The organism is Dorea sp. AF24-7LB (genome assembly GCF_003478575.1).
Taxonomy (GTDB): domain Bacteria; phylum Bacillota; class Clostridia; order Lachnospirales; family Lachnospiraceae; genus Dorea_D; species Dorea_D hominis.
This window is the reverse complement of the sequence record NZ_QUFR01000018.1, coordinates 1-18,763: the sequence shown is the minus strand read 5'-3', so window position 1 is coordinate 18,763 and position 18,763 is coordinate 1. Positions and strand designations below refer to the sequence as shown.

Genomic DNA, 18,763 nt, shown 5'->3' with positions numbered 1-18,763 from the left:
TCCAAATATGAAAGAATCACAAATCAAAATTTCATCTTTTCATTTTATCGGTCAATCCCAGATTAGATCGCCAGCAGATTTTTCAAAGCTTCCATATACATCAGCACTGCCTCTTCCATATCTGAAATGCGGATAAACTCATCTGCACCATGAATACGATAATCGATCTCCGTCTTTTCCGGTCCAAATGCAATTACATTCTTCAGATATTTTGCATATGTTCCACCTCCGATTACGATCGGCTGATTCTTTGTATCACCTGTCACATCTACATACGATCTATAGATCGCTTCTACAAGCGGAGACTTTCTTGGATAGAACAACGGCTCACCGAGCTTCTCAATCTCCATCCTGCCGTTTTCATCTTCTAATTTACCTTCACACATTTTGCGAACATCCTCCGGATGTAACGTCACAGGCACACGCACATCAATAGTACAAATAATCGTGCCATTTTCTGTCCGGACGGTTCCGTTGCACAAAGTCAGCACTCCGAATTCATCTTCAAATTTCAGACCAATCCCGGAGCCATCGCATGCTGTACCGATATGGGAATTATAATATGTAACAAAATCATCTTCGAATCCCGCTTCTGCAAGGCACGCACATGTAACACCTGCCGCATTTACTCCTAATGTTGGCATGCTTGCATGTGCCGGTACTCCTTTCGCGTAAATATGAAGTTCTCCATTTTCTTCCGTTACTTTGTACTCCGGAAGTCCAGATTCTGAAAACGCTTTTTCTAGACATTCTTTCAGGCCTTCCTCTGCCGGAACTAGCGTTGTACAAGTGTCACATACTGCATTGAATACAAATCCACCATTCATAGAAATGATCTTTGTATGTTTGGAGTAGGCATTTAACGCCATCTGTCCCATCTCTCCGTGAATACATGGGAAATCTGCGTCCGGGGTAAATCCATAGGACAGCTCTTCTGCGACTTTGTTGTAGTGTTTCATACACTCGGAGCCATTTTCCTCATTGCATCCCATAATCAGGCGCACTCTTTTATTCAGTTTTACACCGGAATCACGGAGCAGCTTCATAGCATACAATCCTTCTACAACCGGTCCTTTATCATCTGTTGTTCCACGCCCGTATACATAATCGCCATCCCTTGTAAGCGCAAACGGCTCATATGTCCATCCGTCTCCTTCCGGTACAACATCCAGGTGTGCCGCAATACCTATGATTTCTTCGCCTTCACCCATCTCGGCATAACCGCAATAATTATCCAGATTCACGGTCTTAAAGCCAAGCTCGTCTGCGATCCGAAGTCCCTCTTCCAATGCTTTCGCCGGTGCTTCACCAAATGGTTTCCCTTCCAATGGTTCGCCTTCTACGGACGGAATAACTACCAGTCTTTCTAATTTTTCCAGCATTTCATCTGATAATGCGTGAATTTCTTCTTTTATATTCATTTCTCTGCCTCCTCTTCCTGCCTAGTTTCTATTATACTGCGACTCATTTTCCTAATCAATGCGCAGAATATCTCCTATCATATTCATCTTATCTTTTTTTCAGACACATATTCATATAATTGTAAAACAGAATCAACAAAATTACAAATCCCAGATATCCGATAACCGGATACAACACGCTGACAATTACAGAAAAACCAAAGTGGCTTCCGGCAAGCCCGACAAGCGACATCACCAGTACGCGGAACCAGTTCGTATTCACAATTGATTTTTTCTGCACTTTCCACTCTTCTGCTCTGGAAAGAACCGCATACATACAACCACATGCCGCTGCCCAGATGCAGATTACCATCATAATTGCATAAACCGTACCGGCAGCCGGATGCAGCTTACGCGCCATCACAAGCGTCGGAAGTTCAGCCTGATAAACATTTCCATAATTACGGATAATCGCGATCACACAGACACATATCATTGCCGCAAGTGCTCCCGCACCGAGGATTCCTCCTCGGATAATCTTCCGATTGTCTTTCGCTTTCTGCCCTAACGGAACTACAACTGCAATTCCCACCGTTGTATTATAAGAGAAATATAAAAGTGCCGCCAGAAACCAGTTTTTCATCAATCCGTTTGTCACCTGCAGACTCTGGAAATCAATTGCTTTTGCCTGCGGCTGCATACATACGCAGAGGCAGATCACAACTCCTGCAATTACAACAAATGGGATAAAAGCTGACATGGATTTTGTAAATCCTTCGGTTCCAAATAATACCGGAACTGCCACAAAACAGGTATAAACAATCGCTGCAACCTGAAAATTCATTCCGAACTGCTGTTCCAGAACCGTTGCTCCGACTGCTGTCATTGCCGGTATACATGCGATCATAAATCCAAGTGTGACAACCATGGAGAAAAGCCGGAGAAGTTTACTAAAGAAACCATCTCCCATTGGAGAAACCACTTTATCAAAATAAGGTGTATCCATTTTCTGCGCCAAACGCATCGCCATAATCACTGTAACCGCAACCAGTGTTTCACAGACAAGAACGCCTGCAACTCCAATATATCCGAAATTTCCAAAAAACTGCATTAATTCATTGCCGGATGAAAATCCCGGTCCAACCATACTCCCGATTAAAGCTGTCGCAATTCCGAGAGTTGTAATCCTGACAAATTCATTTTTTTCTTTTGTTTTCATGTTATTCTCCTAAAATTGCTTTAATATCCGCAAGATTTTCCACGAAATAAATCTGTTTCTGCCGTTCTTCTGTCGATAATCCCATCTCAATCATATGGAAAAGCAATGCTTTCAATCCATCATAATAACCGTTCAGATTATATAAAATACATGGTGCATCCAACTGCTTCAGTGCTGTCTGCGATATCACTTCTGCGATTTCTTCCAGTGTACCGGTCCCACCGGGAAATGCAATAAATGCATCGCCAAGCTCGATCATCTTACGCTTCCGCTCCGGGAAATCTTTTGTAACGATCAGCTCGGTCACGCCATCATACTGTACTTCACTTTGTATGAACATCTCCGGCTCTACACCGGTCACTTTTCCACCGGATTCCACTGCGCTTTCCGCCAGAATCCCCATAAGTCCGGTTTTTGATCCTCCATAGACGAGTGCATGTCCACTGTCGCCAATCCACTGCCCCAGTTCTTTTGCGGCTCTCTCCAAAGAATCGTCATTTCCTTTGTTCGCTCCTAAGTATACTGTAATATTCATCCTTATGTTCCTGCCTTTTCTATTTATCTGTCAGTTTTCATACATTCAGCTAATAATTTTCTTCTCCTGTTGCTTTGTATTTTAATCTTATTATATACAACCAGCCGGCACATGAACAGCTTTTATAGCAATAAAATATGCAGATAGCCTGTTTCCAGACTGTCTGCATGTGTCATATCAAAATTTCTTCTGTTCTTATTTTGTTTTAACAGACTTCTTTGCTGACCAGGAAGAATATACTTTATGATCTAAATAGTTATTGTATGCACGAACTCTTACATAGTATCTCTTCTTTGCTTTTAATCCTTTGACTGTATAAGAAGTTGAACCAAATGTCTTTGTCTTGCTTCCTTTGAAGTTGCTCTTCTCTGAATACTGTACCTGATAACCTTTTGCGGTTACTTTCTTTGCAGTTACTTTAAAGCTCTTTTTGCCGCTGCTCAGTTTTGTAACAGAAGTAGCTTTCGGTCTTGCAGCTTTTTCATCACTAATCCGGAAATTGTATCCGCCATGTCCCTTTCCGGAGATTTTTATGTAGTAAGTACCTTTCCCAAGGGAATCCAGCCACCAATTATCGATATGATCTCCATTGCTGTTATAAACATCCTTAGACGCCTCGCCGGAATATACCAATGCTCCTTTGGATACTACCGTAAATTTAAACCAGTCTACATCGGATCCGATTCCATTAAATCCATAATATGTCTTATTCAGACCAACTGTTCTGGCATCATATTTTTCCTCTACCTGATTTACGAAGTTTTCCGGAAAAGTCTCTTTATATCCTTTAAACTGGAAAGTAACGTTATACGGATTACTGCTTGTATCTGAGACACTGTTCTTTACCTCGATCAGATAGGTTGCTCCTTTACTCAGAGAATAGGTTTGCGTGTATTCCTGGCTTGTACTCCACCGGTCTGCCCACTTACTCAGTACATCATCAGAAAACTCTTCTACCAAACGTATATTTACATCTGCTTTCCCCGCTTTTACAATTGTTTTTAAATCGCCTGCTGTTTTCGGTGTGAAACGATAACAATGTACTGCATCCTTAATGAGATTTTTATTTGAATATTTTGCTCTTCCATTCGGATCCAGTTTGATGGTTCCCTGTGTACTTTCCGTTGCATAGGTTGCGATAGAATTATCTGCCGCCTGTACGGTTGCCGGTGACAAAGCAGCAAATCCCATTGCCGCTGTTAATAAGAATGTGATCATTTTCTTTTTCATAGTATGTCTCCTTTTCTTTTGCCTTCGGGTAATTAAAAAATTACGCTTACATTTTTGTATTATACTATATAGACAGGTCTAGTTTGAAAAAAGTTTTAAGAATTTGAAAAAAATTTTTATTTTTTTATCTTTACTTCAAAACCTGCAATCCGCTTTGATCTGTAATGCTTTTCCAGGATACTTCCTGATTGCTGTTTTCAAACTCAGAAGTCGCCGTGTCATCGATACGGAATGTCTGTTCTGCTGAACCATATACCAGTATTTTGTTCCTTACTGTAATCCGGTGAACCTCACACATTCCAGTTCCCTGTGTGATCAGATTCATGAGCAGTCCATTGCCATCTGCCGCTATATGCAGATCTTCCACATTCTCTTCACCCTGAATTGTCACCAGCTCATACCCGTTCGCTGTCTGTTCACAGGAAAACAAGCGCAGATCATAGATTGTCATCGGTGCCGCGTCCTGTTTCGGACCGACTCCCAGTTCCGGGATCTGGTCTCCATCGATATCAGTGACAAAATAATAATAGTCTGTATTATTCTCCATCTGCGTAAATTCGTATTTTCCATTCTGCACATCAGTCAGCACCTGCTCGTATAAATTCCGTATCTCTGTCTGATCTGATTGTTTTTTATCTTGTTTCTTATCCTGTTGCTGTTTGTTTTCTTTCTTTTGATGACTTTTTGTATCTGTTGTTGTATCTGTATCTTCTGTCATCTGTGCGGTTGTCGCTGCCTTGGAAAGCCGGTCTGCCATGTGATTTTCGTTATTCAACTGATACACTCCGTAACTGCCTGCTCCGACTATGCACGTTGCAACAACTGCCGCTGCGATTTTACCGGCTGCGATCTTTCCTGCAGTGGATGCAGTGCCTTTCGCTGCTGTTTTTCCTGCCGCAGATGCAGTGCCTTTCGCTGCTGCTTTTCCTGCCGCCGAGGTACTGCTCTTCGCTGCTGTATTTCCTGCGATCGTAGAAGCTTTAGCCGTAGCTTTTTTCAAAACAACTGCTTCTACTTTTTCTCCTGCCATACGAAATGCCGGCTCTGCTGCCATGACCTTCTGATCGGTACTCAGTAAATATAACAAAAGCGGAATCGGCGCCACACTGTACAGCCGGTATCCTTTTTTCTGCATTTCCTCTGCTTTACTCTTCAGATTTTTTCTTCCATAATTTAATCTGGATTTGACTGTATTCTCTGAACAGTCCATTGTCCGGGCAATCTCGGAAATGGATATATTTTCAATATGAAACATCAGAATACACATCCGCTGTTCTTCCGAAAGCGTATCCATCATCTCATGCACCAGTTCTTTCGTCTCTTCCTGTGTATAGGCAAGTTCCGGCTGATTTTCTGGATTGTCATCCTCTACATCATACACATATTCTTCGCCTTCCCCATCCACAGCAAGCTCTGAAAACAACATCGGATTCTTCTTTGCCAGCATATTTTTCGCCGTATTTGCCACGATCATTCCAAGCCAGCCTTCAAATGCTTCTGGGTTCTGAAGCGTTGGCAGTTTCTGAAATGCTTTCAAATACGCTTCCTGCAGCACATCTTCTGCTGCCTCTTTGTTCTTCATATACTGTAAGGCCAGATAATATTTTTTCTGACAGGTCTGTTCATATAGATAGGCGAATCCTCTCTCATCGCCTTTTACTGCCTGTGCAATTGCTGTCTTAAGATCCATATTTACCCTCTTCTTAGTCGTAATTTCCTTTTATTTCGCAGATTTTAAATATTCTTCCGTCAGCTCTACTGCATCTGCGATACACTGCGGGCAGCTGCACAGGACTTTCCCTGTATCCACACCTTTTAATTCACGACAGATGCAGGAACCATTTTTCTCTTTAAACTTCTGGACATAAGTTTTAATTTTCTTATAGGTATCTCCTTTTGACGGGGAACCTTCTTCTACATTCCCTTTACTGTTATCCAGACCAATGATCATTGCCATTCCGGAAAGCGCACCGCACACCTCCATCACGCCCATGCCAAGTCCAAAACCTTCCGCGATCCGGAACATTTCCTGCTCGACAATCCCAAATTCTTTGCAAAATGTGCAGGCTACTGCCTGTGCACAGTTGCATCCATTTTTATGTAATTTTACTGCATATTCTGTTTTTGCGCTCATTTTGTCTTCCTCCTGGTCTTTGTTGTATTTGATGATACTTATTGCTTTTTCACTGTGTCTTATTATACTCATTCCCCGCTTTCTTCGCAATAATTGCAAGATGACTGAACCAGCTGTCCGGAGCTGCTCCGTGCCAGTCATTTCGACATGCCGGCTCGAATGTAACATTAAACATTCCAACCTGCATTTTTATCGTCCTCCTACAGTGATTTTGCCCATTTTTCAATTTCCTGTTTATTTGCACGGTTCAGAAGCAACTCTCTTTGTTGTTCCACTTGCACTGAAATATGCAACCAGTTTCTTTGCCATTGTAATTACCTTCTTAAATTTTACATTAAAAAATGTGTAAGACTTTCTTTTTATCGTACACATTTATTATAGTTCTCTTTTTGTATTATGACTAATACTTATATTAGTATGTATGACAATCTTGACTCTTGGATAATTCTTTCCTTTGTGTCACTACTTTATTTTCATTTATCTGTATTGGCCATTTTAGTTATATACGATTAAATCATCTGCATTTTTCTCACATATATACACCATAACGAATTACTTTTCACAAGTCAATTCGTTTTTTCCTTTTCTTCCAATCAAAAACGCTGCTATAAACGCCGTAACCGGCACTGTCAGAATAACTCCAAGGCTTCCGGACAAGCTCTGCATGATCTCGATTCCAATCACATAAGAATTTGCCAGCTGCAAATAACTCAGATCATATGCGTAATTAAGAACAAGTGTTGTCATTGCGCCACCGACATATGCAAAGATCAGTGTGTTCGTCATTGTTCCCATCATGTCCCGTCCGACATTGATGCCGGAAAGGAACAACTGCTTCATCGATAATGTCTTATCTGTCTCATATATTTCCTGTATGGTTGATGCGATAGACATTCCAACGTCCATGACTGCTCCCAGTGCTGAAATAATAATACCGGCGAAAAGCAATTCTCCAATTTTAATTTTCGTATTTTGTCCGACATAATTGAGTGCCTCTATATCTGATACATTAAAGCCTGTAATTCCTGCCGCTTTTCCAAAGATGATCGCCGCCACTGCCGCAATAATCACTCCAATGGCTGTACCTAGAATTGCCGCCACTGTTTTCTCTGAAATTCCTCCAAGTAACCCCAATGTTATGATTGTCGTAAGCACCGCAACAATGATTGTCAGGAAAATCGGAGAAATTCCTTGATACATAAGCGGGAACATCAGCCAGATAATACATACAAATGCAAATACAAGACTTAACACAGCGTAAATTCCTTTTTTTCCTCCGATCAGACACACCACTGCAGCAAAAATAAATGCAAATACATAGATTGGTATCGTACGATCCTGACTGTATACTGTAAATCCCGCATTATCCCCACTCTTATTTACAATTACAATAATTTTCATTCCTACTTTACATTCTGCCCCAAATAAAGTTCCACTCGGATTGATGGCTTCTTTTTTCTGTCCCTTGAATGTCCCGGATATCATTTTCACCTGGACTTTCTGCGTTCCATAACGATTTCCATCCTCTGCAAGATTATCTTCCACAATTTTTGTGACAACACCTCTTTCATAAGTCTGTCCTTTATAAGATGCCAGAGTCGCTTTTTGAAAATCATTACATTTATATAGAATCATTCCAAATATAAGAACTGTAATCCCAAGGATTACAAGTTTTTTCCATGTCATTGTTTTTTTCATTTTCTATTTTTTCATCCTTTTCTATGTAGCAAAGAAAACCCATACTTGAATCCGGTTCAAGTACAGGCTCCCTTTTTTGTAATGTTATTTGATTGTTGCTTTCTTGACTGAGCTGAATGCTCCGTAGATTTGTTTTCCAGCCACTGTCTTATAAGCACGTGCTTTTACATAATAGGTTTTTCCTGTTTTCAGTTTCTTCACTGTATAAGTTGTCGCATTTGATTTTCTTACTGTTTTTGCTTTTTTGAAGTTTTTGTTATCAGCATATACGAATTCGTATCCGGAAACCTTTTTATTTTTATTCCATTTTACGGTCAGCTGTGCTGCCTTTTTATTGTTCAGAGCAATCCTCTGTTTCTTCGGTGCAACAGTAATTGTGATTTTCTTCGTTGCTGTCTTATAAGTATCTGTTGCAGCTGCCTTCACTGTGATGGTTGTCTTACCAGGAGCTTTCACGGTTACTTTTCCATTTGCATCGACTGCTGCTACAGATTTATTAGATGTCTGGTAAGTCAGTTTACCATTTCCATTTGTCTTTGCGTTTAACTTGAATGCTTTTGAAGTCTCTGTTTTTGTATAAGAAGCTGTTGCAGTAATCTTCTGGTCTTTTGCTTCCACAACGTCTTTTTTTACAATTTTGTAAGAAGATGATCCATCCAGTTTATTTCCTGTATCTGCATCATAGACTTCTACTTCAAATGTATCATCTGTTACATTTACTACTGAATAACTTGGTGTCCATGTCTGGCTTCTCTCAGAGATGTAATCCTGTTTTGCTGTGATCAGATTGTAATATTTAGATCCGGTTGCTGAATTTGCTTCCAGATAAACCGTTCCTTCTGGATTTACAACTGTACCGCTCTGGGTTTTGTTTACAATCTCATAGCAGTTATTTTCTTTTGAATAATTTGCCGTATCTTCTGTCTTAAAGAATTTGTCGTGTGTTTTTCCATCACCCTGTAACTGATAAGTTCTGGAATAAGTATGGTCATGTCCCTGCATTACTACATCGATGTCATATTTATCCATAAGCGGTGTAAGCTGTGTTCTGAGAACCATACCGTCAGAATCAGAGTGATCATATCCTGATCCGTAAATATCATGGTGGAACATTACTACTTTCCATTTCACATCTGGATTTTCCTTAATCGCTTTGCGCATTACATTTTCATGTGTTGCACAGTTGTAATTGTTTGTGTCCAGCACGATGAATAATGTATTTCCATATGTATAGTAATAATCTGTTCCCGCTGCCGTGTGTCCTTCTGTGTACTGGGTTTTGTTTTTATAACCACTTGTATCAAATGCATTCGGGTTATTATAATGCATGCTGTACTGAGCAGAAGCAGAATCATGGTTACCGATAGTTGTTGCTACCGGAAGTGACCGGAGTGCGTCTGCGCCAAGATATGCCGCATATTGTACTTCATTATTGTTGGTATTCACCTGATCACCTGCGGAAGCGACAAAACTTAACTGTGGATTACGTTTTACTGCATTATTTAACACATTGTTCCAGTTGTATCCGTCATTTCTTGCAGCAAGATTATTATTTTTCATAACTTCGCCATCTGTACTTGTCTGTCCGGAAGAAGCTCCGATCTGTGGATCTCCTACATATAAGAAGGAATACTTTTGGAAAGACTTCGTTGCATACTTTTGTGCGTCCTGATATTTGCCATCCTGAAATACCTGATAATAATAAGTTGTATTCTCTTTTAATCCTTCTACCGTTGCTTTATTAGAATAATACTGCTCTCCATCGATCTGCACTGCCTCTGTCTGAGCGCCTTCCACTTCTTTCGCATCAGTCATATCTTTATTTGTGGCAATTTTTACTTTTGGTGTTTCTGCTGTTTTGCTATAGTAAGCAAAATTGAGCTGTGTCTCATCTGCACCAGGTGTTAAAGATACATTCTCATAATTTTTACTATATTTATCCCAGTTTTCTTTCCATAAATTCCAACTTTCAGATTTAGAAGCTGATGCATCGTTCCAGTGTTCGGTTGCCGCCTGTACGTTTGATAATGTGGATGGACATGCCATCATAACTCCACCTGCCAGCATCATAGCTGAAACTGCTGCCTTCATTGCACGTTTTTTTGCGTTTCTCTCTACGCTTCTTCGAATCTTTCTCACAATAGATTCCTCCTTTATAGTTGATCATTTTCGATGTCGAGATTCACTATAAAGGAGGATTGTAAAAATTTGATATTGAAAATCGGGAAATTTAAGTTAAAAGATTGTAAGTTTACGATATTAAAACAGATCCAGCATATTGTCCAGATAAATTTCTTCCCTGACCTTAAGCTGGTATTCCGGCTTTGTCATGTAATACAGCAGGAATTCCAGGATCAGGGCACTGCCAAGGCTTCGTCCTTCAATTTTAAAATTAGAAAATCCCATTGGCAGATATCTCTTCTGAATATCCTGGATACCAATAAATCCCTGATTCTTCATGGCTTTTGAAAATCGATACCCGCCTTCTGAATCCGGTGCATTGCAATGGAAATCGCTGCAGTCTTCCCCCAAATTTCTGCGGCTGACCGTTTCATAACACTCTTTTCTGTCTTTGCAGCCAAAATAGCAACATTCATTACAGAGAAATTCTATTTTATCCTTCTGTCCGGCAGACAGCGTATCTAACTTATCAAATGCTTTATTCAGCCGGAAATCCGGCACAACAAACTGAAATTCATCTCTTATTACTTCCTCATGCAGCTGTATGAAATCTTTCAGAACCTTTGTTGTCGAAGATACCAGATAAAGGTCCGGATAATTTCTGCGCAGATGATCCACCAGCAAGTCTGCGTAAACGATCACTCCATTTTTCACCGCGCTGTCATGTGCAAACAATGCACAGAGTGCATTACATTTTTTATCTGTAAGATGCTCTTCTTTAAGCAGGGAATTGCTAAATGTCAAACGGGCGGATATTCCGTATTCCTTCATCAACGCCAGTACATCCTGTGGACTCCCATCTCCGAATCCGGCACGTCCACCACCCCAGAGACAGTCAGCAGGTGCCCCGTAGATGGAACCAATCTCGCACCAGTTGTAAAAATATTCTCTGTGTTCACGAAATAACGGCAGAAATACACGATAAAATTCATAAAACTCGAACAATCCCGGAAGATGATAATATGCTGTATCTTTTTTCATTTTATATGTTCCTCAAATCACTTATTTATCTGCTATTCCAACATTGTTTTTTCTGTTCATGCAGATATAGTAGACCGCACTCATAACAACTCCCACCGTTGTATATACTGGTACAGCCAGTCCAATCATTGTCAGGCTTGCATTTGGTGGATACTCATCACATATGCAAACGGCAGACATATTTCACGGCAACTTCTTTTATTTGTTCTTCATCTGACTTTCTTCTGCAAGTTTTTTTCCCTGTGCCAGCATTTATATCTATATGTTCTAACTCAAGCAGTGCAATTTTCTTATCAATTCCTCCGGCATATCCTGTCAGACTGCCATTTGTTCCCACTACACGGTGACAGGGAATGATAACAGAAATTTCATTATGTCCGACTGCACCGCCTACTGCCTGTGCAGACATATAGGAAGTATTTTTCATCTCAGCCACTTTACGGGCAATTTCTCCGTATGTGATTGTCTGTCCATATGGAATCTGCAATAAGATCTGCCATACATTATGTCTGAATTCTGTTCCTTCTGGATTAAGAGGCGGTGTAAATTCTGGTTCTTTCCCGGAAAAATAGATATCCAGCCATTTTTTTGCCTCTGTAAGAATCTTCGTTTCCTGTGAAATATGCTCATCCGAAAGTGTATTTGCAAAATGTTTCTGCCCTTCAAACCACAAACCGGTAAGACCGATTTCATCAGCTGCTAAAAGGATGTTGCCAATTGGTGATTTATATTTGCAAGTATATATCATATCAATGCTTCTCCTTTTTCGTTATAAAGATTCCTTCATAATGCGCCACACCCTTTCAAACATTTGATTCCCTGCATCCAGTTGCCCGGAATTAAATTTTATATTCGGAAATTTACTTTTACATTTTACGTCCACTAAATTTTTTCTTGACTTCGTGTTGCACGAACTTGTTAGGATAAATATAGCACAGAGAGTTACTCCGAGTAAATACAATAGTGGAGGATTGAACATGGAATATTTAGCTTTAAATAACGGCATTCAAATGCCACTTGCAGGTTTCGGTACATTTATGCTTAACAAAGAAACCTGTACAAATGCAGTCACAGCAACCATCGAAACTGGCTATCGGATGACCGACACTGCTGAACAGACGGTCATGCAATCGCTTTCAAATCTTCAGACAGACTATATTGACCTGCGCTCCTACACTGGCCACATCACCTTTTCAACTCTGCGGAATATACTATACATCATAGAACTTATTTCATAGGGAGGAATATATGAAAAAGCATATTTCCGCATTTCTTCTGCTTCTTGCAGTATCTGTCACTACCATTTTCGGATGTGCTTCCACAAAAGAAACAACTTCAGATTCAACCAAAAGCGAAAAAACATCAACAGAAATGACTCCGGTTACTTTAAACGAAGTTGCTCATTCCATCTTTTACGCACCGATGTATGTTGCCATCGAGAAAGGTTATTTCAAAGATGAAGGAATTGCCCTTACACTCCAGACCGGTTTTGGTGCTGACAAGACAATGACTGCTGTCATTTCCGGAAGTGCTGATATCGGATTCATGGGATCTGAAGCTTCCATCTATACCTACAACGAAGGAGCAAATGATTATGTTGTCAACTTTGCACAGTTGACACAGCGCGCAGGAAATTTCCTTGTAGCCAGAGAAAAACTGGATAATTTTAAATGGGAAGACTTAAAAGGCAAGAAAGTACTTGGCGGAAGAAAAGGTGGAATGCCGGAAATGGTATTTGAGTATACCTTAAAGAAAAATGGCATTGATCCGTCCAAAGATCTGTCCATCAATCAGAACATTGATTTTGGTTCAACTGCTGCCGCTTTCGCTGAAAAAAAGACACCGGCTGACTTTACTGTAGAATTTGAACCAGGTGCAACCAATCTCGAAAAAGAAGGCAAAGGTTACGTTGTCGCTTCTCTTGGCACTGACAGCGGCTATGTTCCATATACTGCATTCTGTGCAAAACAGTCTTATATCAAAAAGAACGCCTCTGTCATCCAAAACTTTACAAACGCACTGCAAAAAGGTATGGATTATGTACAGTCACATTCCCCGGAAGAAATCGCAAGCGTTATCGCCCCTCAATTTAAAGAAACAGATCATGGCACCATCACTACAATCCTTACCCGCTACTATAATCAGGATACATGGAAAGATAATCTGATTTTTGAAAAGAAAAGCTTTGACCTCTTACAGGATATCCTGGAAAACTCCGGTGAGCTCACAAAACGCGCTCCATATGATGACCTTGTAACAACCACTTATGCCGAAAAAGCAGCTGAAAGATAAAATTTGTTGTCAAATACTGCATGTAAGCGTAGCGCATTTTTCTCTCTGCCATAATTTGCATAACCTGCCATTGGATTTTATGACAACAGAGGCAAAATAAGCAGGAACAGTCAGAAATACTCTACTCCTTCTGACCGTTCCTGCTCTTTGAAATTATAATCATCCCCATATAAATACCAATTACAATTCTTCTCGAATTATGCTCCCTTCATCTGGCTGCTTAAGTATCCTTTCACCTCTTCACGACTCATCTCCAGCGCCACCGCCAGCTCGCCGCAGAGAAATTTCTCCGCAATTCCAAGATACCTGTCATCCACATGTGTAACTTTCTTTCCTCTGGAAAGCCGCTCCATCTTTCTTTCATAAGAGGTTTTAATAATAACGATCCATTCTCTGCACTGATTTTTCAGCATTGCTTCTTTGTAAAGTCCTTCACGTTTCTTCTCATCTGTCACAGTCAGTTGTTCAATATCACCCAGCTGTGCGATCAACGTCTCCGCTTCCTGTTTTGTAATAACTTCCCGAATCTGGTTCTTCTTGTTCTCCACCGGGGTATATACCGTTCCGTCTTTATCATAAATTGGCTTTAACGTATAATACTCTTTCTCGTTGTCAGAACAACTCAAACTGATTTTTCCAATATCTACAACCTGACACACACCTTCTTTATAATGTGCTACATAATCACCTATTTTAAACATATCTTCCTCCATCTCATCATCTGACAAACTACAGCACATTTTCCCTCTTATAATACAATTATAGCAATTTTTTTCATATTATGTAAGATTTTTTTACTATTATTCATAAAATTTCTGTCTATGGCATATATCTTAATAATCAATCGGACTTTTGGAGACTCTCTATGAAAAAAACACTTTTGAAATTTGCCGGAATCGGACTCTTATTTGTCTACTCCTTCTTCTCCGGAAGATATCTCGCTTCTCTTTTCTCTCTTCCTTCTTCATCTACCGAAACTGCTGCATCATCCGAAGCTGTAGAAAACTGGGGTCTCGGATTCCAGAAAGATGGAACCCGACCCACTGCAAATGCAACTATCGATGAACTGAAAAAATATAATGCCCACTACGCAGCAGACACCAATAAAAAGAAAATCTATCTGACTTTTGATTGTGGTTATGAAAATGGAAATACAGGCAAGATCCTTGATACACTGAAAACCCATCACGCCAAAGCAACCTTCTTTGTTGTCGGTAACTTTATTACTTCCAATCCGGAGCTTGTAAAAAGAATCCATAAAGAAGGACATATTGTCGGCAATCACACGTATCACCATCCCGATATGTCTAAAATTGCCACAAAAGAGGCTTTTGAAAAAGAATTAAAAGATGTGGAAACTGCTTATAAGCAGCTCACCGGTGAGAAAATGACTCGCTTCTACCGGCCACCACAGGGCAAATACAGCATCTCTAATCTTAAGATGGCAAAGGAAACAGGTTATCATACTTTCTTCTGGAGTCTTGCCTATGTGGACTGGTATGCCGATAAACAGCCAACAAAAGAAGAAGCTTTTAAAAAGCTTCTTCCTCGTATTCATCCCGGTGCTATTGTTTTATTACATAATACTTCTTCTACCAACGGTTCCATTCTTGACGAACTGCTTACACGCTGGGAAGATATGGGATATCATTTTTATTCTTTAGAAGAATTTGCCGCTTCCTGAATCTGTTCATTCAGATCATTTAGATAAACCCACCGGTCCATTTTCTCGTCCAGCTGCTGGCTCACTTCTTCCTTTTTCTCGAGAAGTTCATTTAACTTCACAGAATTGGAGGCGTTTTCCAGCATCTGGGCATCCAGAACTTCAATCTTCTCTTCCAGTGCAGTGATCTCCTCATCGATCGTCTCAAATTCCCGCTGTTCTTTGTAGGAGAATTTTAATTTCTTATCATGTTTTTTCCATGTTACACGACTATCCTCAGCGCTATTCTCACTTCCGGACTTCTCCGTCTGTGCTGCGGAACCGACTCCCATACTTTTAACTGTCATATCCGGCAGTCCTTCCAGTTCTTTACGAATCAGATAGTCAGAATATCCTCCTTCATACTGGCGGATCGCCCCTTCTCCCTCAAATGCAAAGATTCTTCTTACTGTCCGGTCAAGGAAGTAGCGGTCATGCGATACGACAATGATGATTCCATCAAAACCGTCCAGATAATTTTCAAGAATTGTAAGTGTCTGGATATCCAGATCGTTGGTCGGCTCATCCAGGATCAGCACATTCGGCGCACTCATCAGAATCCGCAGAAGATACAGTCTCCTCTTCTCACCACCAGAAAGCTTCTCAATCTTTGACCACTGGATCGCTCCCTCAAACAGGAAACGCTCTAGCATCTGTGATGCTGTGATTCTTCCATCCGAAGTCTGAATGTACTCTCCCGCTTCTTTCACATAGTCGATGACTTTCATTGAATCATCCATGTATTCATTCTCCTGAGAAAAATAGCCGATCCGTATTGTCTGCCCGATTTCTATCGTTCCGGTATCCGGTTTCACAATTCCATTGATGATCTTAAGTAACGTTGTCTTTCCACATCCGTTCGGTCCGATAATTCCAATCCGGTCATTTTTCAGAAAAATATAATTATAATCCCGGATCAGCAGATGATTCCCATAGGATTTGGAAATATCAGAAAGCTCAATTGTTTTATTTCCCATCCGTGATGCGGTAGACGTAAGCAGTACCTGCTTTTCTTCCTGAATATCCTTCATCTCCTGCATTGCCTGAATACGGTCAATATGTGCTTTCTGTTTCGTGCTTCGTGCACGTGCGCCACGGTGCAGCCATTCAAGCTCTGTCCGAAGCAGGCTTTTTCTCTTGCGTTCTGTTGCAAGTGCCATATTCTGACGCTCTTCTTTCAGTTCCACAAACTTCGCATAATTTCCCGGATAACTGTATAGCTTTCCTTTGTCCACTTCTACGATCCTGGTTGCGATACGGTCAAGGAAATAGCGATCATGTGTAACCATCAGAACCGCACCGCGAAATGAGATCAGATAATTTTCCAGCCACTCTGACATCGCATTGTCCAAATGGTTGGTCGGCTCATCCAAGATCAGAATGTCCGCAGGCGTCAGAAGCGCGTTGACTAACGCAACACGCTTCTTCTGTCCGCCGGACATATGCTCTACTTTTTCTTCATAATCCGCAAAACCGAGCTGGTTCAGCATGGATCTTGCATCCGCTTCTATCGTCCAGCGGTTCCATTCTTCCATATTTCCGCCGACCGCAGCCTGCAAAATCGTTGTTCCAGGTGTAAATACCGGTGTCTGCGGAAGATAGCAGATTTTCACCTGATTACCCATACTGATCTTTCCGGCATCTGCTTCTTCAATCCCTGCAACCACTTTCAACAGAGTTGATTTTCCCATTCCGTTTACACCGATCACACCGATTTTTTCATTTTCATTAATACTAAATCCTACATCATCCAGAAGTATCCGGTCTGTGTATGATTTTGTAATATTTTCCATTGTAAATAAATTCATGCTAAATCCAGCCTTTCTTTTACAGGAAGATATATTTTAATACAAATAAAACTGCAAGCACATACATCAGTGCACTGATTTTCTTCTCTTTTGCCTTACCTGTCAGAAGATTTAATACTACATATGTGATAACCCCCATAGAGATTCCTTCGGAAATGCTGTAGAAGAACGGCATAGCTCCGATACAGATGTAACATGGAATTGCTTCAGAAACATCTGAGAAATCAATATTTACAACGTTTGTCAGCATATAGAATCCAACGATGACAAGTGCCGGTGCTGTTGCAAAGGACGGGATGGCAAGGAAGATCGGTGACAGAAACAGTGACAGTCCGAAAAGGATCGCTGTTGTAACTGCTGTGAGTCCGGTTCTTCCGCCTTCTGTAACACCGGATGCACTTTCAACGAAAGTTGTTGTTGTAGAAGTACCAAGAACAGCTCCTGCTGTTGTTGCTACCGCATCTGCCATTAATGCCCCTTTGATATGTGGCAGTTTTCCATCTTCATCCAGCATGTTTGCTTTGGAAGATACACCAATCAGAGTTCCGATCGTATCAAACATATCTACAAACAGGAAGGCAAATACAACCACAATAAAGTTCAGTGAAAACATAGAATGGAAATCCAGCTTTGCAAATACCGGAGCAATACTTGGAATAGAAAGTCCGTTGCTGAAATCAGGAAGCAGACTGTAGAATCCAACATCCGGATTCGGTACATAGATTCCTGCGAACTGACATCCGATTCCTAACAGCCATGTGATCAAGATTCCCCATAAAATATTTCCCTTGATATTTCTTATAACTAAGATTCCTGTGATCAGAATACCGATAATTGCAAGAAGTACTGTGATTCCTACATCATGGAAAGTAGCTTTTACGCCATTTGCCGCATTGTAGTTATCCAGTGAATATAACTGAAGCAGTGTAGATCCTCCGATTACAATCTTAGCATTTTGTAAACCGATAAATGCGATGAACAGACCGATACCTACGCTGACTGCAGCTTTTAAGTTCTTCGGAATTGCATTGAAAATTGCTTCACGGACATTTGTTGCAGACAGAATAATAAAGATAATACCTTCTGCAAATACTGCTGTTAATGCAACTTTCCAGCTGTATCCGTAGACGCCTACAACTGTATATGCAAAATATGCATTCAGTCCCATACCTGGTGCAAGTGCAAACGGATAGTTTGCAAATACCGCCATCAGGACTGTGCCAAGTAATGCTGCCAGTGCTGTTGCTGTAAAGACTGCACCTGAATCCATACCTGCTGCTGACATAATACTTGGATTAACTGCAAGAATATATGCCATTGTCATAAATGTTGTGATTCCGGCAATAACTTCTGTCTTCACATCTGTGCCGTTCTCACGTAGTTTGAAAACTTTTTCTAACATGTGTTTTCCTCCTTGTCCTCTCATTAATTTAGAAACATAGTTTCCCAGGTAACAATAACAGTTTCATTCTAACAAAATAGAGCCATAAAGTAAATGGCTCTATTTCTTGAAAACACTTTTTCATCTATATTATAGAGATGAGCAAAACACATTAATTCAAAAGTAGGACGTGGCAGTTAGT

The 18,763-nt window shown here is 40.6% G+C and carries 18 protein-coding genes; 3 read left to right on the top strand and 15 right to left on the bottom strand.

From position 1 onward, the window contains the following. Positions 1 to 62: 62 nt before the first annotated feature. From DWY31_RS13085 to DWY31_RS13040, 12 genes are all read right to left on the bottom strand, one after another. Positions 63 to 1,421: a M20 family metallopeptidase gene (locus tag DWY31_RS13085; RefSeq protein ID WP_186855750.1), complete on the bottom strand. Its 1,359-nt coding sequence runs from the start codon at positions 1,419 to 1,421 to the stop codon at positions 63 to 65. A gap of 88 nt (positions 1,422 to 1,509) precedes the next feature. Then, positions 1,510 to 2,619: a YkvI family membrane protein gene (locus DWY31_RS13080; protein ID WP_118520888.1), complete on the bottom strand. Its 1,110-nt coding sequence runs from the start codon at positions 2,617 to 2,619 to the stop codon at positions 1,510 to 1,512. Position 2,620: 1 nt separating this feature from the next. Beyond that, positions 2,621 to 3,154, bottom strand: coding sequence for a TIGR00730 family Rossman fold protein (locus tag DWY31_RS13075; protein ID WP_118520886.1), 534 nt, complete (start codon positions 3,152 to 3,154; stop codon positions 2,621 to 2,623). Positions 3,155 to 3,349: 195 nt separating this feature from the next. Continuing rightward, positions 3,350 to 4,384 (bottom strand): fibronectin type III domain-containing protein, encoded by a 1,035-nt coding sequence (locus tag DWY31_RS13070; protein ID WP_118520884.1) that lies wholly within the window; start codon positions 4,382 to 4,384, stop codon positions 3,350 to 3,352. Positions 4,385 to 4,514: 130 nt separating this feature from the next. Beyond that, the gene (locus tag DWY31_RS13065; RefSeq protein ID WP_118520882.1) at positions 4,515 to 6,074 is read right to left on the bottom strand and encodes an RNA polymerase sigma factor; all 1,560 of its coding nucleotides are present in this window, start codon (positions 6,072 to 6,074) and stop codon (positions 4,515 to 4,517) included. A 30-nt stretch (positions 6,075 to 6,104) separates the two neighbouring features. Further along, entirely contained in the window at positions 6,105 to 6,518 is a 414-nt protein-coding gene (locus tag DWY31_RS13060; RefSeq protein WP_118520880.1) for a C-GCAxxG-C-C family protein, read from the bottom strand. A gap of 49 nt (positions 6,519 to 6,567) precedes the next feature. Further along, positions 6,568 to 6,705 carry a hypothetical protein gene (locus DWY31_RS13970; RefSeq protein ID WP_021861278.1) on the bottom strand — a complete coding sequence of 46 codons (138 nt, stop codon included), beginning with the start codon at positions 6,703 to 6,705 and terminating at the stop codon, positions 6,568 to 6,570. A gap of 47 nt (positions 6,706 to 6,752) precedes the next feature. Then, entirely contained in the window at positions 6,753 to 6,890 is a 138-nt protein-coding gene (locus DWY31_RS13965; protein ID WP_021861277.1) for a hypothetical protein, read from the bottom strand. A gap of 180 nt (positions 6,891 to 7,070) precedes the next feature. Continuing rightward, positions 7,071 to 8,216: a YibE/F family protein gene (locus DWY31_RS13055; RefSeq protein ID WP_118520878.1), complete on the bottom strand. Its 1,146-nt coding sequence runs from the start codon at positions 8,214 to 8,216 to the stop codon at positions 7,071 to 7,073. A gap of 84 nt (positions 8,217 to 8,300) precedes the next feature. After that, the gene (locus DWY31_RS13050) at positions 8,301 to 10,355 is read right to left on the bottom strand and encodes a metallophosphoesterase (protein WP_243060597.1); all 2,055 of its coding nucleotides are present in this window, start codon (positions 10,353 to 10,355) and stop codon (positions 8,301 to 8,303) included. A gap of 120 nt (positions 10,356 to 10,475) precedes the next feature. Further along, the gene (locus DWY31_RS13045) at positions 10,476 to 11,378 is read right to left on the bottom strand and encodes a hypothetical protein (RefSeq protein WP_118520874.1); all 903 of its coding nucleotides are present in this window, start codon (positions 11,376 to 11,378) and stop codon (positions 10,476 to 10,478) included. Between the two features lie 157 nt (positions 11,379 to 11,535). Continuing rightward, the gene (locus DWY31_RS13040; protein WP_118520872.1) at positions 11,536 to 12,126 is read right to left on the bottom strand and encodes a methylated-DNA--[protein]-cysteine S-methyltransferase; all 591 of its coding nucleotides are present in this window, start codon (positions 12,124 to 12,126) and stop codon (positions 11,536 to 11,538) included. A 229-nt stretch (positions 12,127 to 12,355) separates the two neighbouring features. Here DWY31_RS13040 and DWY31_RS13035 point away from each other — a divergent pair, with 229 nt between their 5' ends. Further along, positions 12,356 to 12,616: a hypothetical protein gene (locus DWY31_RS13035; RefSeq protein WP_118520870.1), complete on the top strand. Its 261-nt coding sequence runs from the start codon at positions 12,356 to 12,358 to the stop codon at positions 12,614 to 12,616. Positions 12,617 to 12,626: 10 nt separating this feature from the next. Further along, entirely contained in the window at positions 12,627 to 13,670 is a 1,044-nt protein-coding gene (locus DWY31_RS13030) for an ABC transporter substrate-binding protein (RefSeq protein WP_118520868.1), read from the top strand. A 197-nt stretch (positions 13,671 to 13,867) separates the two neighbouring features. Here DWY31_RS13030 and DWY31_RS13025 read toward each other — a convergent pair whose 3' ends face one another. Beyond that, positions 13,868 to 14,371, bottom strand: a complete 504-nt coding sequence (locus tag DWY31_RS13025) for a CarD family transcriptional regulator (protein ID WP_021861270.1) — start codon at positions 14,369 to 14,371, stop codon at positions 13,868 to 13,870. 164 nt (positions 14,372 to 14,535) lie between these two features. Here DWY31_RS13025 and DWY31_RS13020 point away from each other — a divergent pair, with 164 nt between their 5' ends. Next, entirely contained in the window at positions 14,536 to 15,354 is an 819-nt protein-coding gene (locus DWY31_RS13020) for a polysaccharide deacetylase family protein (RefSeq protein WP_118520866.1), read from the top strand. Here the strand turns inward: DWY31_RS13020 and DWY31_RS13015 are convergent. After that, the gene (locus DWY31_RS13015; RefSeq protein ID WP_021861268.1) at positions 15,324 to 17,180 is read right to left on the bottom strand and encodes an ABC-F family ATP-binding cassette domain-containing protein; all 1,857 of its coding nucleotides are present in this window, start codon (positions 17,178 to 17,180) and stop codon (positions 15,324 to 15,326) included. The genes DWY31_RS13020 and DWY31_RS13015 overlap by 31 nt on opposite strands. A 19-nt stretch (positions 17,181 to 17,199) precedes the next feature. Then, entirely contained in the window at positions 17,200 to 18,582 is a 1,383-nt protein-coding gene (locus tag DWY31_RS13010) for an NCS2 family permease (RefSeq protein WP_021861267.1), read from the bottom strand. Positions 18,583 to 18,763 lie beyond the last annotated feature (181 nt).

Bases quoted from the DNA above. Each gene is read 5' to 3' on its own strand.
- DWY31_RS13060 (WP_118520880.1), bottom strand. From the start codon at position 6,518: ATGAGCGCAAAAACAGAATATGCAGTAAAATTACATAAAAATGGATGC.
- DWY31_RS13970 (WP_021861278.1), bottom strand. From the start codon at position 6,705: ATGCAGGTTGGAATGTTTAATGTTACATTCGAGCCGGCATGTCGAAAT.
- DWY31_RS13075 (WP_118520886.1), bottom strand. From the start codon at position 3,154: ATGAATATTACAGTATACTTAGGAGCGAACAAAGGAAATGACGATTCT.
- DWY31_RS13065 (WP_118520882.1), bottom strand. From the start codon at position 6,074: ATGGATCTTAAGACAGCAATTGCACAGGCAGTAAAAGGCGATGAGAGA.
- DWY31_RS13040 (WP_118520872.1), bottom strand. From the start codon at position 12,126: ATGATATATACTTGCAAATATAAATCACCAATTGGCAACATCCTTTTA.
- DWY31_RS13080 (WP_118520888.1), bottom strand. From the start codon at position 2,619: ATGAAAACAAAAGAAAAAAATGAATTTGTCAGGATTACAACTCTCGGA.
- DWY31_RS13030 (WP_118520868.1), top strand. From the start codon at position 12,627: ATGAAAAAGCATATTTCCGCATTTCTTCTGCTTCTTGCAGTATCTGTC.
- DWY31_RS13015 (WP_021861268.1), bottom strand. From the start codon at position 17,180: ATGAATTTATTTACAATGGAAAATATTACAAAATCATACACAGACCGG.
- DWY31_RS13020 (WP_118520866.1), top strand. From the start codon at position 14,536: ATGAAAAAAACACTTTTGAAATTTGCCGGAATCGGACTCTTATTTGTC.
- DWY31_RS13025 (WP_021861270.1), bottom strand. From the start codon at position 14,371: ATGTTTAAAATAGGTGATTATGTAGCACATTATAAAGAAGGTGTGTGT.
- DWY31_RS13035 (WP_118520870.1), top strand. From the start codon at position 12,356: ATGGAATATTTAGCTTTAAATAACGGCATTCAAATGCCACTTGCAGGT.
- DWY31_RS13070 (WP_118520884.1), bottom strand. From the start codon at position 4,384: ATGAAAAAGAAAATGATCACATTCTTATTAACAGCGGCAATGGGATTT.
- DWY31_RS13055 (WP_118520878.1), bottom strand. From the start codon at position 8,216: ATGAAAAAAACAATGACATGGAAAAAACTTGTAATCCTTGGGATTACA.
- DWY31_RS13010 (WP_021861267.1), bottom strand. From the start codon at position 18,582: ATGTTAGAAAAAGTTTTCAAACTACGTGAGAACGGCACAGATGTGAAG.
- DWY31_RS13965 (WP_021861277.1), bottom strand. From the start codon at position 6,890: ATGTGTACGATAAAAAGAAAGTCTTACACATTTTTTAATGTAAAATTT.
- DWY31_RS13045 (WP_118520874.1), bottom strand. From the start codon at position 11,378: ATGAAAAAAGATACAGCATATTATCATCTTCCGGGATTGTTCGAGTTT.
- DWY31_RS13085 (WP_186855750.1), bottom strand. From the start codon at position 1,421: ATGAATATAAAAGAAGAAATTCACGCATTATCAGATGAAATGCTGGAA.